A 15,769-nucleotide genomic window follows, 5' to 3' on the forward strand; every position below is an offset into this window, starting at 1 on the left:
CACCGCCCCGGGCACGTGCCGTGGGCCGCAGACCTTGATGGCCAGAGGCCCTGCATGACCGATCGCACCACCCCGTCCGCCTTGTCTTCAAAGGAATCGGGCTCCACGCCGGCGTCCAACCCGTCCAGGACGCGCAGCGGCCGGCCATTCCGCCGCCCCGCCGGGCGCGGCGCGCGCATGGTTGCCGCCGCAGCCATGCTGATACTGCCGGGTTGTGCGGCACTCGACCCCAAACCGGTCGCGGTCGACAAGCGGCTTCAGACCTTCCCGGTGAGCGGTCTGGACCTGGAACGGCCCGTGGTCCTGCGCTGGACCGACGAACAGGTGCCGTTCATCGAAGCGGACACCGACCGCGACCTCGCCTATACGCTGGGGCTGGTGCATGCCCATCTCAGGCTGGGCCAGATCAGCCTGATGAAGCGGGTGGCCCAGGGCCGGTTGTCCGAGATGGGCGGGCCGGTCGCCGGCGATATCGATCGGGCGCTGCGCATTCTGGGCTTCGGCCGCGGCGCCACCGAAACCGTCGCCGCGTTGCCGCCCGAAAGCCGCCAGTGGGTCGTGGCCTTCGTGAAGGGCCTGAACGATTATCAGGACCGGCTGGCGGCATCCAAGGGCCCCTGGCCGCCGGAATTCGCGCTGCTTGGCATCCGCGCCGAGCCGTGGACGGTGGAAGATGTTCTGACCATCGGCCGCTTGGCTGGCACCGATATCAACTGGCTGGCCTGGGCCGGCCTGCTGCGGGAACGCAGCCGCAACGGCCCCGACGATGCCGGTTGGAAGAGCGCCTGGGCACGGGCGATCGAGGCCGGGCATGGCAACGCCGCCAGTTTCGGCCCCAATGAAACCCATGCCCGCCTGGAAAAGCTGCTGGCGGATCTGGCGGGCCTGTCGCGCACCGGTTCGAATTCGGTCGCGGTATCGCCGGCCCTGTCCGACACCGGCTCGGCGCTGATCGCCAATGATCCGCATCTGGGCATGAGCCTGCCGAATTTCTGGCTGCTGGCGGGCATGCGCTCCCCCTCCTATCACGCCGTCGGCCTGATGCCGCCGGGGCTGCCTTTCGTCGCGGTCGGTCGCAATCCGGGGCTGGCCTGGGGCGGCACCAATATGCGGGCACTGTCGAGCCAGCTCTATGACGTGTCGTCGCTGCCTGAGAGCGCGTTCCGCACCGAAACCCACACCATCCGCACTCGATTCTGGTTCGACCGGACGGTCACGGTGCGGATCAGCCCCTATGGCCCGGTCATGTCCGACAGCGACCTCATTCCGTCGCGGCCGGGCGAGGTGCTGGCGCTGCGCTGGCTGGGTCATCAGCCATCGGATGAAATCGGTGCGATGCTGGCGGCCATGCGCGCCGGCAACGGCACCGAATTCCGCGCAGCCTTCGCCGACCGCTATTCGGTCTCGGCCCAGAACATGCTCTGGGCCGACCGGGCGGGCCATATCGGTCAGGTGCTGGCCGCCCGCCTGCCGGTGCGACCGGACGGCATCCCCGACGACATGATCTCATCCGCCGGCGACCCGCAGGCCGAATGGACCGCCTATGTCGACGCCGGCAGCCTGCCCGCCGCTGTCGATCCGGCGGAAGGCTTCATCGCCAGCGCCAACAACCGGCCCACCACGACCACCGGTCTGGTGCCGATCGGCCTGTTCTTTTCCACCGATGAGCGGGTCGAACGGCTTCAGGCCGTGGTTCGGGCATCCGCGCCGGTGTCGATCGACGATCTGAAGCGCCTGCAGCAGGACGTGACCTCGCCGGCCTCGGCGAAACTCGCGGCGGCCCTGGTTCTGGCGGCGCGCGTTGTCGGGCTCGGCGACCGGCCGGCCGATGCGCCGGGCCAGCGCAGCCTTGCCCTGATCGATGGCTGGCAGGGCGTCTATGACGCCGATGCGGCGGCCCCCGTTGCCTTCGAACAGTTGCTCAAGACGGTGGCGACGGCGGTCTATGGCGACAGCGACGACGCCGACAGCCGGCTGGGCTTCGCCAGCAACTGGACCCAGTTGACCCGCTATCTGATCGACGACCTGACCGCACTGCCGCCGGCGGAACAGGCGCGCATCCTGTCGGACGGCCTCGCCGCCGCCGATGAAACCCTGAACAGTTTCCCGAGCTGGGGCACCATGCATCGCCTGCGGCTGGGGCATCTGATGGGGCAGGCGCCGGTGATCGGCAGCTTCTTCACCTATGGCGACTGGCCGGTCGGCGGATCGCGCGAGACACCGATGAAGACCGCGCATGACCTGGTCGACGACCTGCACAGCGCCCGCTATGGCGCCCAGTCGCGCCATGTCTCGGATCTGGGCGACCCGGACGCCAACTGGTTCGTGCTGCTGGGCGGTCAGGATGGCTGGCTCGGCTCCACCACCTTCATGGATCAGGCTGGCCTGTGGCGGAGCGGGCAGTATCTCCACCTGCCGCTGACCGATGCGGCGGTGAAACAGCGCTTCGGCCGGGTGATGACCCTGACCCCCTGACCGGTGTCACGGTGCCGCCCGCATCTTCGTCGCGGGCGGCACCTGCATCCGATCGTCAGTGCTGCGTCACCACATCACCGGGGCGATCGCGATCGCCGGCACCAGGGCGATGATCGCCAGGACCAGAAGCATCAGCCCGGCGAATGGCAGGGCGCCGCGAAACACGTCGCCAAGCGTGATGCTCGGATCATCCAGCGAAGATCGGATCACGAACACCGACAGGCCCAGCGGCGGTGTCAGCAGACCCACCTCGACCGCAATCACCGTGATCACGCCGAACCAGACCATGTTCATGCCGAAGCCGTCGACCACCGGCATCGCCAGCGGCACCAGGATCAACAGGATGGAGCTGCTGTCCAGGATTGTGCCCAGCAGCACCGCGATCAGCACATAGATCACCAGGAACCCGGCGGGGCCAAGGCCCGCATCGGCGAACAGCGCGCCCATGGCATCGGGCACCCCGGTCAGCGCCAGCATGCGGCTGTAGAGCGAGGCCGCGATGATCAGCAGCGAGATCGAGGCGGTGACATGGCCGGTATCGACCAGCACCTTCCAGAAGCCGCGCAGGTCCAGCCGCCGGCGGCCGACCGCCACCAGCAGCGCGCCGGCGGCCCCCACGGCACCCGCTTCGGTGGGCGTGAACAGCCCGCCATAGATGCCGCCCAGCACCAGCAGGATCAGCCCGAACAGCGGTGCGCCCTCGGCGAAGACATTGCCCCGCCGGCCGTGACGCTGATCGGCCGCGGCCGCCAGACGCACCGCCTCGGCAGCCGCGCGCGGCTGAACGCTGTCGGGGCGCAGATGCGCCATCAGCACGATATAAATGCCGAAGACCAGCGCCATCAGCAGTCCGGGGCCGATGCCGGCCAGGAACATGTCGCCCACCGATTGTTCGGCGACCACCGCATACAGGATCAGCAGCAGGCTGGGCGGGATCAGCATGCCCAGCACCGACGAGCCGGCGACCACGCCGACCGCGAAGCGGGGCATATAGCCCAGCCTGATCATCTCGGGCACCGCCACCTTGGTGAACACGGCGGCGGAGGCGATGGAAATGCCGGTCACGGCCGCGAAGGCCGCGTTGGCCCCGACCGTGGCGACGCCCAGGCCGCCCCGCAATCGCCCGACAACCCGGTCGGCCAGCCGGAAGGCATCGCGCCCCAGATCGGACACGCCCACCAGATAGCCCATCAGCACGAACAGCGGCACGACACCGAAGACATAGCTGTCGATCGAATCCAGCGCCGCCTGCGCGATCGCGCTGGCGGCAACCGACCAGCGGCCGCGCACTTCCCAGATCGCCAGCAGCGAGACCAGACCCAGCGCCACCGACACATGCATGCCCGCCCAGATCAGCAGCAGCAGCGCCACCACCGACAGCAGGCCGATTTCAAGTCCGGTCATGACCGTCCCCCGGCGACACGGCGGAGGGCAGCCGCCGCCAGAATGAGATAGATCCCGATCACCATCACCGAGCCCGCGACCATCAGCACCCGGATCGGCCAGACCGGCAGGGTGAAGTCGCCGGCGGCGCCGACATAATCGCCTTCCGCGATCGCCCGCAGCAGGCGCGGCCACAGCGCCCAGGCCAGAATCGAGAAGAAGGCCGCGCCGGCCAGGGAATGAACGGCGTCAAGCCCCGCCGCCACCCGTGGCCGGCGCTGTGCCAACTGGTCCAGCAGCGCGTCGGACCGGGTGAAGCGGCCCGATGCCAGCGCGTGGCCGGCCTGAAGAAACACGATGCCCACGATCGACAGTCCGACGAATTCCGGCACGCCCCGGATCGGTGCCGACAGCGCCGCGCGGCCGATGACATCGGCGTTCACCAGCACCATCATCAGCAGAATCCAGGCGGTGCCGACGGCGCTTGCGATTGCCGCGATCCGGCCCAGCAGGCCGGTTTGCGGCAAGGCCGCAGGGGTGGGGTTCCCCCGCGGCTCCGCCGCCCCGCTCACTCGCGGTCCCAGTTACGCGGCAGGGTGACACCGGCCGCGCGCAGGCCATCCAGATAGCCGGTCATGACGGCCTTGCCCGGCACGCCCTTGGCCTCCAGATCCGCCGCCCATTCCTTGGCGACGTTGGGCAGCGCGTCCGCCCAGCGCTTGCGCTCGGCCGGCGACAATTCGGTGATGGTGGCGCCGCCATCGGCCATCGCCTTGAACGACGCATTCACCCGCGCCGCCTGAGCCTTGGCGAAGGTGTCGCTATAGAGCGCCGCCTCGGCCAGGATCGCATCCTTCACCGGCTGCGGCAGATCGGCCCAGACATCGGCATTGATGGTGATGGCGCCGGCGAACTGCGCGCCGATATTCACCTTGGTGACATAGGGCGCCACTTCCTGAAGCTTGGCCGCGGCGGCCGCGGTGGCGAAGGTCAGCGTACCTTCGAACACACCGGTCTTGATGTCGTTGTAATAGGTCTGAAGGTTGCCGGCGACGGCGACCGCACCGGTGCCCTTCAGCCAGTTGGCGGCAGGCCCGGGGGCCGCGATCTTGCGCCCGTTCAGATCGTCGATCGAGTTGACCGGAAAATTCGTGAACAGGTGATAGCTGTCGAGGGCCGCCCCCGCCAGCGCCATCTGATTGTTACGGGTCCATTCCTCGTCCATCTCAGGGATGCGCTTCGACAGACCGGCCACGGTCTGGGTCACCAGGAACAGATTGTCGGTCGAAAACGGCAGCATGTAGGTGACGTTGTGCAGCGGCATCTTCGCGGCCTCGAACACCGAGCCGACGAAGCCCATATCGGCGATGCCTTCTTCCATCGCCTCAAGTTCGCCGCCGATCTTGGCGACCGTGCCGCCATACGCCTCGGTCCAGGCGATACGATAGGCGTCGCCGCCCTCCTTCAGGCGCCGGTCGACGCCGGGAATGAAGCTCTCGCTCAGCGTCTTCACCCACAGGAACGCCGGCGGATGGCCGGCGACGACCGTCAGGGGAATAGTCTCGGTCGCATGCGCTGCCGGCGCCAGAATCTGACCGGCGCCGAGTGCCAGTGCCGCCGCGCACAGAACGGACCTGACACCCCGCCCCAGCGAGCTGCCCCGTCCCAGCGACATGTCATGACGCGGCCGCGGGCCGCTGTCGATACGGGTATCCGTCATCTTGGTCATCCCTCCCAGGGGGGCCCGGTTGTTCTGTTCCCGCCCTCGGGGCCCCGGTGCCAGGGCATCTGGTGCCTGGTCATGTCGGGGCGGGAACCCGCCGGTCTGCCGGTCAGCCGCCCTCGATCCGGGCCAGCTCCGCATCCAGCAGATCGGCGGTGATGGCGATATGTTCTTCCAGAACCCCGACCGCGCGGTCGGGGTCGCGGGCCAGCACGGCATCGCGCAGCAGGTCGTGCTCGGCCAGCACCTCGTCGGGCCGGAACGGCCAGCTCAGCATCAGCCGGCGATAGCGTTCGGCCTTGTCGTAAAGCAGCGCCCGGAAGCCTTTGAGCGCGTTGAGCGGGCATGCCGACACCAGACTGGCGTGAAAGGCACGGTGGCGCGCTTCCCATGCCGCCCAGGCGACATCGTCGACACTGATCGTGTGGTCGGCGGCGCTGCGTTCTGTCGCCCGGCGCAGGAGATGATGGCTGGTGACGATTTCGGCCTCCCAGTCGTCGCCGCCGCAGGCGATGGCAAGCCTGAGCGCCGCCCCCTCGACGATCTGACGCGACCGGGTGATATCGGCCAGATCCGCCCGGCTGACCGGCGCCACCCTGAAGCCGCGCTGGCCCGAGAACGACACCAGCCCGTCGGCCGCCAGCCGCGACAGCGCTTCGCGCAGCGGGCTCAACCCCACCCCATACCGGGCGCGCATGCTGCCCAGATGCAGCTTCATATCGGGCTTCAGCGCACCCGCCACGATATCGGTCCGGATCCGTTCCAACGCCTCAAGCGACAGGGTGGCGGCACGCGTGCCCTCCTCGCCCACGAAGCCGTCGGCCACGGCGGCGCGCAGATCGGAATGACCGGCCACGGCCTCGGGGTTGAGATCTGCATCGGTCATCGGTTGATCGCCCTCACGCCTGATATTGCGCTGCAATATCGCTATTGATACAGCTTACATCGTTTCAGGCCGGAATTTCGATTTTTTTATGCATGATCGCGCAAATGGCGCTGTATGCTGTACGCAACCAGATGATCGCAACCAGCAAGCGATCACCCGCCATCAAGGGAGGATGAGCCCCATGACCCGCCGTTTCGTCGACCTGTCGATCATGCTCGAAAACGATGTCCGGTCCGACCCGCCCGGTTTCGAACCCAAGATCACCTACATGAACCACGAACAGACGCCAGCACAGATCACCGGCTTCTTTCCGGGCCTGAAGCCTGAGGATCTGCCTGATGGCGAGGGTTGGGCGGTGGAGCAGATCAACCTGATCACCCATAACGGCACCCATCTGGACGCGCCCTATCACTTCGCCTCGACCATGAACAAGGGCGAGCGCGCGATCACCATCGACGAGGTGCCGCTGGACTGGTGCTTCCGTCCGGGCGTGAAGCTGGATTTCCGGCGCCTGCCCGACGGCCATGTGGTGACCGCCGACGAGGTGGAAGCCGAACTGGCCCGCATCGGCCACACGCTGCAGCCGCTGGACATCGTGGTGATCAACACCCGCGCCGGCAGCCGCTATGGCCATGATGATTATGTCGATGCCGGCTGCGGCATGGGGCGCGAGGCCACGATGTATCTGCTGGAACGCGGCGTGCGCGTCACCGGCACCGATGCCTGGAGCTGGGACGCGCCCTTCACGCACACGCGGGAGAAATACATCGAAAGCGGCGATGCCGGGCTGATCTGGGAAGGCCACCGTGCCGGCCGCGACATCGGCTATTGCCACCTCGAAAAGCTGCACAACCTGGAATCGGTGCCTGCGACCGGCTTCACCATCGCCTGTTTCCCGGTGAAGATCCGCGCCGCATCGGCCGGATGGACACGTGCGGTGGCGATCTTCGACTGATCGCCAAGACCAGCCCTCTGGTCCCGCCCCCATTCTCTCCGACATGACGGATCTCACCCGATGAAGCTGCTCACCTTCGTGCCAGAAGCCGGCGCCATTGAATTCACCGCTGGCGAAACCCGCCATATCGGTGCACTCGCCGCCGATGGCCGGCATGTGCTGAACCTGACTCTGGCCGCACAGAGCCGCATGGGCACCGATGGCGCGTTCGCCGCCAGCATGCTGGCGCTGATCGATGCCGGCGCCGACGGCCTTGCGCGCGCGCATGAGCTTCTGGCCGAAGCGGCGCGTGGCGGCGAGGCCGCCGCCCATCTGGTTCCGCTTGACGGGATCTCGTTCCGCAGCCCTCTGCCGGAACCGCGCCAGATGCGCGATTGCCTGGTGTTCGAGACCCATCTGATCCAGGCCATGGAAGGCGGCCGCAAGCTGCTGGCCGAGATGCGCGGCACCACGCCCGAAGCGCTGGGCCTGCCGCCGGTGAAGGTGCCGCCGGTGTGGTATGAACAGCCGATCTACTACAAGGCCAACCGCTTCAGCGTCATCGGCCACGATCAGATCGTCCGCTGGCCGTCCTTCTCGCGCATGATGGATTACGAGCTGGAATTCGGCATCGTGCTGGGCCGAACCGGTCGCGGCATCACCTCTCAGACGGCCGCGGATCACATCTTCGGCTATACGATCTTCAACGACATGACCGCCCGCGATGCCCAGTTCGCCGAGATGCAGGGCAGCCTGGGACCCGCCAAGGGCAAGGATTTCGACACCGGCAACATCATCGGCCCCTGGATCGTGACCAGCGACGAGTTGACCGACCCTTACAACCTGACGATGCAGGTACGGGTGAATGGCGAGTTGCGCGGCAAGGGCTCGACCGCAAGCATGCAGCATCGCTTCGACCGCATCCTCGCCCATATCTCCCGCGACGAGACCCTGCATGCCGGCGAATTCATCGGATCGGGCACGGTCGGCAATGGCTGTGGCATCGAGACCGGCCAGCTTCTGGCCTCAGGCGACCTGATCGAGCTGGAAATCGACGGCATCGGCACCCTGCGCAACCGCATCATTGCGCCTGCCGGGTGATCGATATCACCAGTCATCGCGCCCCGGTCGCACCAGGCCTGAAACGGCTCAAATGGCGGACCGCGGACGCCTTGACCGCTTGGCGGAATTCCGATAAGACTTCCCTTCACAAAATATAATTACAAAAGACTACAGGGACCCGATCGTCACGAAAACCGGACGCTGTCTCCCAGGACGCCCGGCAGACGTGTGCTCATCTAGGGGAGGAGTGAGCCGTCCGTGAACACAGGCGATCCACGCACTGGTGCTGCGGGCCGATGGCCCGGCGGCAGTGCGATGGTGGTCTGCGTGTTGCGGACGCTTACAGGGGCATGGCTCAGGACATCATCATCGAGACGAAGGGTCTGACCAAGGAGTTCAAGGGCTTCACGGCGGTCAGCAAGGTCGATCTTCAGGTGCGTCGTGGTACGATCCACGCCCTGATCGGCCCCAACGGAGCGGGCAAGACGACCTGTTTCAATCTGATCACCAAGTTCCTGATCCCGACCTCGGGGCAGATTCTCTATGACGGTCACGACATCACCAGCCAGAAGCCGGCGGCGATCGCCCGGCGCGGCATGGTGCGGTCTTTCCAGATTTCCGCCGTGTTCCCGCACCTGACGGTGCGCGAGAACGTGCGGATCGCCCTTCAGCACAAGCTGGGCAATTCCTTCCATTTCTGGCGCTCGGAACGCGTGCTCGACAATCTGCACGATCGTGCCGACGAGCTGCTGGATGATGTCGGCCTGGACGGTTATGCCGACGCGATCACCGCCGAGCTGCCCTATGGCCGCAAACGGGCGCTGGAGATCGCGACCACGCTGGCGCTGGAACCCAAGGTCATGCTGCTCGACGAGCCCATGGCCGGCATGGCGCATGAAGATGTCGGGCGTATCGCCGAACTGATCAAGCGGGTTGCCCAGGGCCGCACGGTTCTGATGGTGGAGCACAACCTGAAGGTCGTGGCCAATCTGTCGGACACGATCACCGTGCTTCAGCGCGGCGCGATCCTGGCGGAAGGCACCTATGACGAGGTGTCGCAGAACCCCGAAGTGATTCAGGCCTATATGGGGACCGGTCATGGCTGAGCCTGCACGCACCGCATCCGCCACAGCATCCGCCACTGGCACCGCGCCGCTGCTGTCGGTTCAGGATCTGAACGCCTGGTACGGCGAAAGCCATGTCCTGCACGGCATCGGCTTCGACGTTCAGCCGGGTGAGGTCGTCACCCTGCTGGGCCGCAATGGCGCCGGCAAGACCACGACGCTGAAATGCGTCATGGGCATCGTGTCGAGCCGCAAGGGCAGCATCACCTTCGACGGTCGCGAACTGATCAAGCTGCCGTCGAACCAGATCGCCCGCGCCGGCATCGCCTTCTGCCCGGAAGAACGCGCGATCTTCGCCAGCCTCGACGTGGTCGAGAACCTGATGCTGCCGCCGGTGGTGAAGCCGGGCGGCATGACGGTCGACGAAGTCTTCGGTCTGTTCCCCCGCCTGAAGGAACGCGGCAGCAGCCAGGGCACCAAGCTGTCCGGCGGCGAGCAGCAGATGCTGGCCATCGCGCGTATCCTGCGCACCGGCGCCAATCTTCTGCTGCTGGACGAGCCGACCGAGGGTCTGGCCCCGGTCATCGTGCAGCAGATCGGCGACATCATCCGGGCGCTGAAGGCAAAAGGTTTCACCATCGTGCTGGTGGAACAGAATTTCCATTTCGCATCCACCGTCGCCGACCGGCATTATGTCGTCGAGGAAGGACGGGTGGTCGACATGATCGCGTCTGACGCGATCGCGAGCAGCCAGGAAAAGCTCAAAACGTATCTCGGCGTCTGATCACGACGCCGGGCGGAAGGTCGCGGCGGTGCGTCTCCGTGTTCATGCAGGCCCACACAAGAAGGCCGGCTGAACCCGATCGAGGCTCTGTCTCCCGCCAAGTCCGTACGCGACGCTCGCGCTCGTGCACGGCCGGTCCCATCGGGCCGGCCGGCCGGGCCGGACAGGTTGCTGTGACCCGACCTTGACTGCCGACGGATACCGTCTTGTGACCTCAGGACGCTCAAGATCCTCAGGGGGAGGAAAATTTCTATGACGTTGAAGTTTACACTGGCGGCCGTGACCGCCGCTGTTGTCGCCGCCTTTTCGGCCGGGGCCGCTCAGGCCGAGATTTCCGACAATGTCGTGCGCATCGGCGTGCTGAACGATCAGTCCGGCATCTATACCGACCTGTCCGGTCCGGGCGGCGTTGCCGCGGCCCAGATGGCGGTCGAGGATTTCGGTGGCAGCGTCGCCGGTGCCAAGATCGAAGTCGTCTCGGCCGACCATCAGAACAAGCCCGATATCGGCTCCAACATCGCCAATGAGTGGTTCGACCGCGACGGCGTGGACGCGATCTTCGACGTGCCGACGTCGTCGGTGGCGCTTGCGGTGCAGAACATTGCCAAGGAAAAGGGCAAGATTCTCATCGATCACGGCGCCGCCACCTCGGACCTGACCGGCAAGGCCTGCTCGCCGACCGGCATTCACTGGACCTATGACACCTATGCGCTGGCCAACGGCACCGGTGGTGCGCTGGTGCAGCAGGGCGCCAAGAAGTGGTTCTTCCTGACCGCCGACTATGCCTTCGGCCATGCGCTGGAACGCGACACCATGAACGCGGTGAAAGCCGCGGGCGGTGAGGTCGTGGGCTCGGTGCGTCATCCGTTCCCGAACACCGACTTCTCGTCGTTCCTGTTGCAGGCTCAAGGCTCGGGCGCCGAGGTGATCGGCGTGGCCAATGCCGGCGGCGATACCGTCAACACCATCAAGCAGGCGTCGGAATTCGGCATCACCCAGGGTGGCCAGCGTCTGGCCGGTCTGCTGCTGTTCCTGACCGACGTCCACTCGCTGGGTCTTCAGGTCTCGCAGGGGCTGGTGCTGACCACCGGTTTCTACTGGGATCTGAACGACGAGACCCGTGCCTGGTCGAAGCGCTTCGCCGAGCGCAACAACGGCCGGATGCCGACAATGGTTCAGGCCGGCATCTATTCGTCGGTCATGCACTATCTGAAGGCGATCGAGGCCACCAAGTCCGATGAAGGCAAGGCCGTCGTCGCACAGATGAAGCAGACGCCGGTCAACGACTTCTTCGCCAAGGGCGGCACGATCCGCGAGGATGGCCGCATGGTCCACGACATGTATCTGATGCAGATCAAGTCGCCGGACGAATCCAAGGCGCCTTACGACTACTACAAGCTGCTGGCGACCATTCCGGGCGATCAGGCCTTCCGGCCGCTGTCGGAAAGCGAATGCCCGCTGGTCAAGAAGTAATCAGCGCGTACCGCCAAGCAACCGTCACCCTATGATTTCGACGCCGACACGAGGGGCACATCCTTCATGATGGAATTGATCGGCATTCCGCCGCAGGTCCTTTTCGGCCAGCTGCTCCTAGGGCTGATCAACGGCGCCTTCTACGCCATGCTCAGCCTGGGCCTGGCCCTGATCTTCGGCCTGCTCAACGTCATCAACTTCTCCCACGGCGCCCAGTACATGATGGGCGCGTTCGTGGCGTGGCTGGTGCTGCAGTATGCCGGGATCGGATACTGGCCAGCCCTGATCGTCGCCCCTCTCATCGTCGGACTTATCGGCATCATTCTGGAACGGGTGCTGATACGGCGGTTGTACAACCTCGATCACCTCTACGGACTGCTGCTGACTTTTGGTCTGTCGCTGGTGATCGAGGGCGGCTTCCGCCAGGCCTATGGCATTTCAGGCCAGCCTTATGCCATTCCGCCAGAGTTGCAGGGTGGCACCAACCTTGGCTTCATGTTCCTGCCCAACTATCGGGCCTGGATCCTGATCGCCTCGGCTGGTATCTGCCTTGCCACCTGGCTGATCATCGAAAAGACCCGGCTTGGCGCTCACCTGCGCGCCGCGACCGAAAACCCGATGATGGTGCAGGCCTTTGGCATCAACGTGCCGTTGCTGATTACCATCACCTATGGCTTTGGCGTCGCGCTGGCCGCTTTCGCCGGCGTGATGGCGGCCCCAGCCTATCAGGTCAGCCCGCTGATGGGCTCCAACCTGATCATCATTGTCTTCGCGGTGGTGGTCATCGGCGGGATGGGGTCGATCATGGGCTCGGTGCTCACCGGGTTCGGCCTTGGACTGCTGGAGGGTCTCACCAAGGTGTTCTATCCAGAAGCGTCGAGCACCGTGATCTTCGTGGTCATGGCCATCGTCCTGCTCATCAAGCCTGCGGGCCTGTTCGGAAAGGCGGCGTGATCCATGAGCGTCAACACCGTGTCCGGAACCCGCAGCGCCCGCGGCCAGAAGGCCGCAGGCTTCACCATGATCGCCGTGGCGGTGGCGATCATGGTCGGGCTGATCGCCCCGCATGTCGTCTATCCGGTCTTCCTGATGAAAGCGCTGTGCTTCGCGCTATTCGCATCGGGCTTCAACCTGCTGCTTGGCTATGTCGGATTGCTCAGCTTCGGGCATGCCGCCTATTTCGGGTTCGCGGCTTATGTCTGCGGACACGTGGTCAAGGTCTGGGGTCTGCCGCCTGAAGTCGGCATTCTGTTCGGCACGGCGATCGGCACCGCGCTCGGCTTCGTGATCGGGTCCCTCGCCATCCGCCGCCAGGGCATCTACTTCGCCATGGTCACCCTCGCCTTCGCGCAGATGATCTTCTTTCTGGCGCTTCAGGCCCCGTTCACCGGTGGTGAAGACGGCATCCAGGGCATTCCGCGCGGCATGCTGTTCGGCGTCATCAGCCTGCATGACGACATGACCATGTATTATGTCGTCTTCACGATCTTCGTCGTCGGGCTGTTGTTCATCCATCGCGTCGTTCATTCGCCCTTCGGCCAGACGCTGAAGGCGATCCGCGAAAACGAACAGCGCGCGATCTCGCTGGGTTACGACGTCAACCGCTACAAGCTGCTGGCCTTCGTGCTGTCATCGGGCATCGCAGGCCTCGCAGGCTCCACCAAGGCGCTGGTCTTCCAGATCGCGACCCTGACCGACGTTCATTGGCACGCCTCGGGCGAAGTGGTGCTGATGACCCTGCTGGGCGGTGTCGGCACGGTGTTCGGCCCCATGGTCGGCGCCTTCCTGGTCACCGGCATCCAGAACTATTTCGCGCAGGTCGGTGCCTGGGTCACCATCATCCAGGGCGCCATCTTCGTGGCCTGCGTGCTGCTGTTCCGCCGCGGCATCGTGGGTGAATATCAGGCCTTCATCGACCGGCGCCGCAACCGCCACTCCTGAACGGCCCATACCTGGCCCGCCGCCGACGAACGCCGCATGGTTCAGGCCATGCGGCGTTCGTGCGTCTTACACGGTCTCTAACGTCATTCAGGTTGATGAATATTATCATCAATCAACCATTGATTAATAATCCCCTCCTAAACTGCCTCTGGCTGCATGTGCCGGACCGCATAGTAGGATCGGGAGTCTGGGATGAAGAACCTAAAGACCGGGACGAAGCTCGCCGTGCTGGTAATCGCCGCGCTGATCGCGATCGCCACGATCATGGCGGTTTCGCTGTCGACGCTGAAGGATCAGCTTTATGCCGACCGGCGCGACAAACTTGAAGCCCTGACCGAAATGGCCACCACCGTCATCAGGAACCAGATCGGCAAGGCGGGCAACGACACCACGGCCCAGGCCGCCGCGCTAGACACCGGCCTGCGGCTCGTCGAGGGGATGCGCTATGACGACGGGGCCGAGTATTTTCTGGGTGTCGATGCCAAAGGCGTCATCGTGCTGCATGGGGTGCGCGGCGATCTGATCGGCAAGAACCTGATCGCGCTGAAGGACCCCAACGGCGTCGAGTTCATCCGCGACGCCGTGACGCTGGGTTTCGGCCCGGCGAGCGGCGGCTATATCAACTATCTCTGGCCCCGCAGCGGCAGCGATGTTCCCGAACCGAAGCTGACCCTGGTGCGGCGGGTACCTGGAACCGATGTCGCCCTGATGACCGGCGTCTATATCGGCGACCTGACCACCACCTTCCGTCACGAGGCGATCCGCCTGGGCACGATCGCCGCCATCACCCTTGCCGTGATGGTGATCCTGGCGATCCAGGTCATTCGCCACACCGTGCCTCCCTTGCGCTCGATCACCACAGCGCTTGGTCGTCTGGCGACCGGCGAGCGCGACATTCAGGTCAATGGCGACAGCCGGCGCGATGAAATCGGCGCCATGGTCCGGGCCTTCAACGTGGTGCGCGAGGGGCTGAAGGAAGCCGACCATCTGAGCCGCCAGCGAGATGCCGACCAGACGCGGCAGTTGGAGCGGTCAAAGCGGGTGGACGCCCTGACCGAAGGCTTCGATGCCGAAGCGGCACGGTCGCTGCAGATCGTGCTTCAGGCCGCACACGAGATGGAACTGGCCGCAGGCGACCTGACCCATGCAGCCGACCAGACCCGGCAGCAGGCCGACACCATGGTGGGCGCCGCCGATCAGGCGGATGCCAATGTCCAGACCATCGCCGCCGCGGCCGAAGAGCTGTCGACGTCGATCAGCGACATCGCCCGCCGGGTGACACAGGCAGCCGATGTTGCCGCACGCGCCACCGAAGAGGCACGCCGCACCACCGAGATCGTCCGCGGCCTTGCCGAGACCAGCGGCCGGATCGGCGAGGTTCTGGTGCTGATCGATGCCATCGCCGACCAGACGAACCTCCTGGCCCTGAATGCCACGATCGAGGCGGCGCGCGCCGGCGACGCCGGCAAGGGCTTCGCCGTGGTCGCATCCGAGGTCAAGAATCTGGCAAGCCAGACCGGCCGCGCCACCGAGGATATCTCGCGCCAGATCGGCGCCGTCCAGGAAGAAACCCGCAAGGCCGTCGGCGCCATCGACGGAATCGTCAAGACCATCTCGGCGGTCAGCGAGATCGCGAGCGACATCGCGGCCGCGGTCCAGGAACAGGGGGCCGGCACCGGCGCCATCGCCCACAGCACCCAGGCTGCCGCCCAGGCGACCGAGGCCGTGACCAGCAGCATCGGCGCCGTGGGTGCCGCCGCCAGCCAGACCGGCGGCACCGCCGGCACGGTGCGGGAAGCGGCAACCCGGCTCAATCGCCAGGCGGACGACCTGAAGACCGTCGTGGATCGCTTCCTTGGCGATATTCGCGCAGCGTGATCCCCATTGAAGTTGCATTCACTGACGCCGTTCTCGCTTTCCTGCGATAACGGCGTTTTTTCATTTCACGAAGTTCGCTCATTGCAGCATGATCTTTCTCAAGACGGCCCGGGAACTGGTGTGAGGCATTGCTCGGCACCTGTCCCGCAAGATCAAAGCAAGCGGA

The 15,769-nt window shown here is 65.6% G+C and carries 13 protein-coding genes; 9 read left to right on the forward strand and 4 right to left on the reverse strand.

From position 1 onward, the window contains the following. Positions 1 to 54: 54 nt before the first annotated feature. Positions 55 to 2,475, forward strand: coding sequence for a penicillin acylase family protein (locus WG924_RS19290; protein WP_345934725.1), 2,421 nt, complete (start codon positions 55 to 57; stop codon positions 2,473 to 2,475). Positions 2,476 to 2,541: 66 nt separating this feature from the next. Here the strand turns inward: WG924_RS19290 and WG924_RS19295 are convergent, their stop codons facing one another. The 4 genes from WG924_RS19295 to WG924_RS19310 form a co-directional block, all read right to left on the reverse strand. Further along, complete coding sequence (locus tag WG924_RS19295) at positions 2,542 to 3,879, reverse strand: TRAP transporter large permease (RefSeq protein ID WP_345934726.1); 1,338 nt, start codon at positions 3,877 to 3,879, stop codon at positions 2,542 to 2,544. Further along, complete coding sequence (locus WG924_RS19300; protein ID WP_345934727.1) at positions 3,876 to 4,430, reverse strand: TRAP transporter small permease subunit; 555 nt, start codon at positions 4,428 to 4,430, stop codon at positions 3,876 to 3,878. The genes WG924_RS19295 and WG924_RS19300 overlap by 4 nt, the downstream gene beginning before the upstream one ends. Then, positions 4,427 to 5,578, reverse strand: coding sequence for a C4-dicarboxylate TRAP transporter substrate-binding protein (locus WG924_RS19305; protein WP_345934728.1), 1,152 nt, complete (start codon positions 5,576 to 5,578; stop codon positions 4,427 to 4,429). The genes WG924_RS19300 and WG924_RS19305 overlap by 4 nt, the downstream gene beginning before the upstream one ends. Positions 5,579 to 5,690: 112 nt before the next feature. Beyond that, entirely contained in the window at positions 5,691 to 6,467 is a 777-nt protein-coding gene (locus WG924_RS19310; RefSeq protein ID WP_345934729.1) for an FCD domain-containing protein, read from the reverse strand. A 181-nt stretch (positions 6,468 to 6,648) separates the two neighbouring features. Between WG924_RS19310 and WG924_RS19315 the strand changes: the two genes are divergently transcribed. The 8 genes from WG924_RS19315 (at position 6,649) to WG924_RS19350 (ending at position 15,603) form a co-directional block, all read left to right on the forward strand. Continuing rightward, positions 6,649 to 7,422, forward strand: a complete 774-nt coding sequence (locus WG924_RS19315) for a cyclase family protein (RefSeq protein WP_345934730.1) — start codon at positions 6,649 to 6,651, stop codon at positions 7,420 to 7,422. A 60-nt stretch (positions 7,423 to 7,482) separates the two neighbouring features. Beyond that, positions 7,483 to 8,502 (forward strand): fumarylacetoacetate hydrolase family protein, encoded by a 1,020-nt coding sequence (locus WG924_RS19320; RefSeq protein ID WP_345934731.1) that lies wholly within the window; start codon positions 7,483 to 7,485, stop codon positions 8,500 to 8,502. Positions 8,503 to 8,813: 311 nt separating this feature from the next. After that, positions 8,814 to 9,569, forward strand: a complete 756-nt coding sequence (locus WG924_RS19325) for an ABC transporter ATP-binding protein (protein WP_345934732.1) — start codon at positions 8,814 to 8,816, stop codon at positions 9,567 to 9,569. Further along, positions 9,562 to 10,311 carry an ABC transporter ATP-binding protein gene (locus tag WG924_RS19330; protein WP_188574168.1) on the forward strand — a complete coding sequence of 250 codons (750 nt, stop codon included), beginning with the start codon at positions 9,562 to 9,564 and terminating at the stop codon, positions 10,309 to 10,311. The genes WG924_RS19325 and WG924_RS19330 overlap by 8 nt, the downstream gene beginning before the upstream one ends. A 252-nt stretch (positions 10,312 to 10,563) precedes the next feature. Then, positions 10,564 to 11,784 carry an ABC transporter substrate-binding protein gene (locus tag WG924_RS19335; RefSeq protein ID WP_345934733.1) on the forward strand — a complete coding sequence of 407 codons (1,221 nt, stop codon included), beginning with the start codon at positions 10,564 to 10,566 and terminating at the stop codon, positions 11,782 to 11,784. A 66-nt stretch (positions 11,785 to 11,850) separates the two neighbouring features. Beyond that, positions 11,851 to 12,738: a branched-chain amino acid ABC transporter permease gene (locus WG924_RS19340; protein WP_345934734.1), complete on the forward strand. Its 888-nt coding sequence runs from the start codon at positions 11,851 to 11,853 to the stop codon at positions 12,736 to 12,738. Between the two features lie 3 nt (positions 12,739 to 12,741). Continuing rightward, entirely contained in the window at positions 12,742 to 13,725 is a 984-nt protein-coding gene (locus WG924_RS19345; RefSeq protein WP_372045106.1) for a branched-chain amino acid ABC transporter permease, read from the forward strand. 192 nt (positions 13,726 to 13,917) lie between these two features. Beyond that, positions 13,918 to 15,603: a methyl-accepting chemotaxis protein gene (locus tag WG924_RS19350; protein ID WP_345934735.1), complete on the forward strand. Its 1,686-nt coding sequence runs from the start codon at positions 13,918 to 13,920 to the stop codon at positions 15,601 to 15,603. Positions 15,604 to 15,769 lie beyond the last annotated feature (166 nt).

It is taken from the genome of Tistrella arctica, assembly GCF_039630945.1.
GTDB lineage: Bacteria > Pseudomonadota > Alphaproteobacteria > Tistrellales > Tistrellaceae > Tistrella > Tistrella bauzanensis.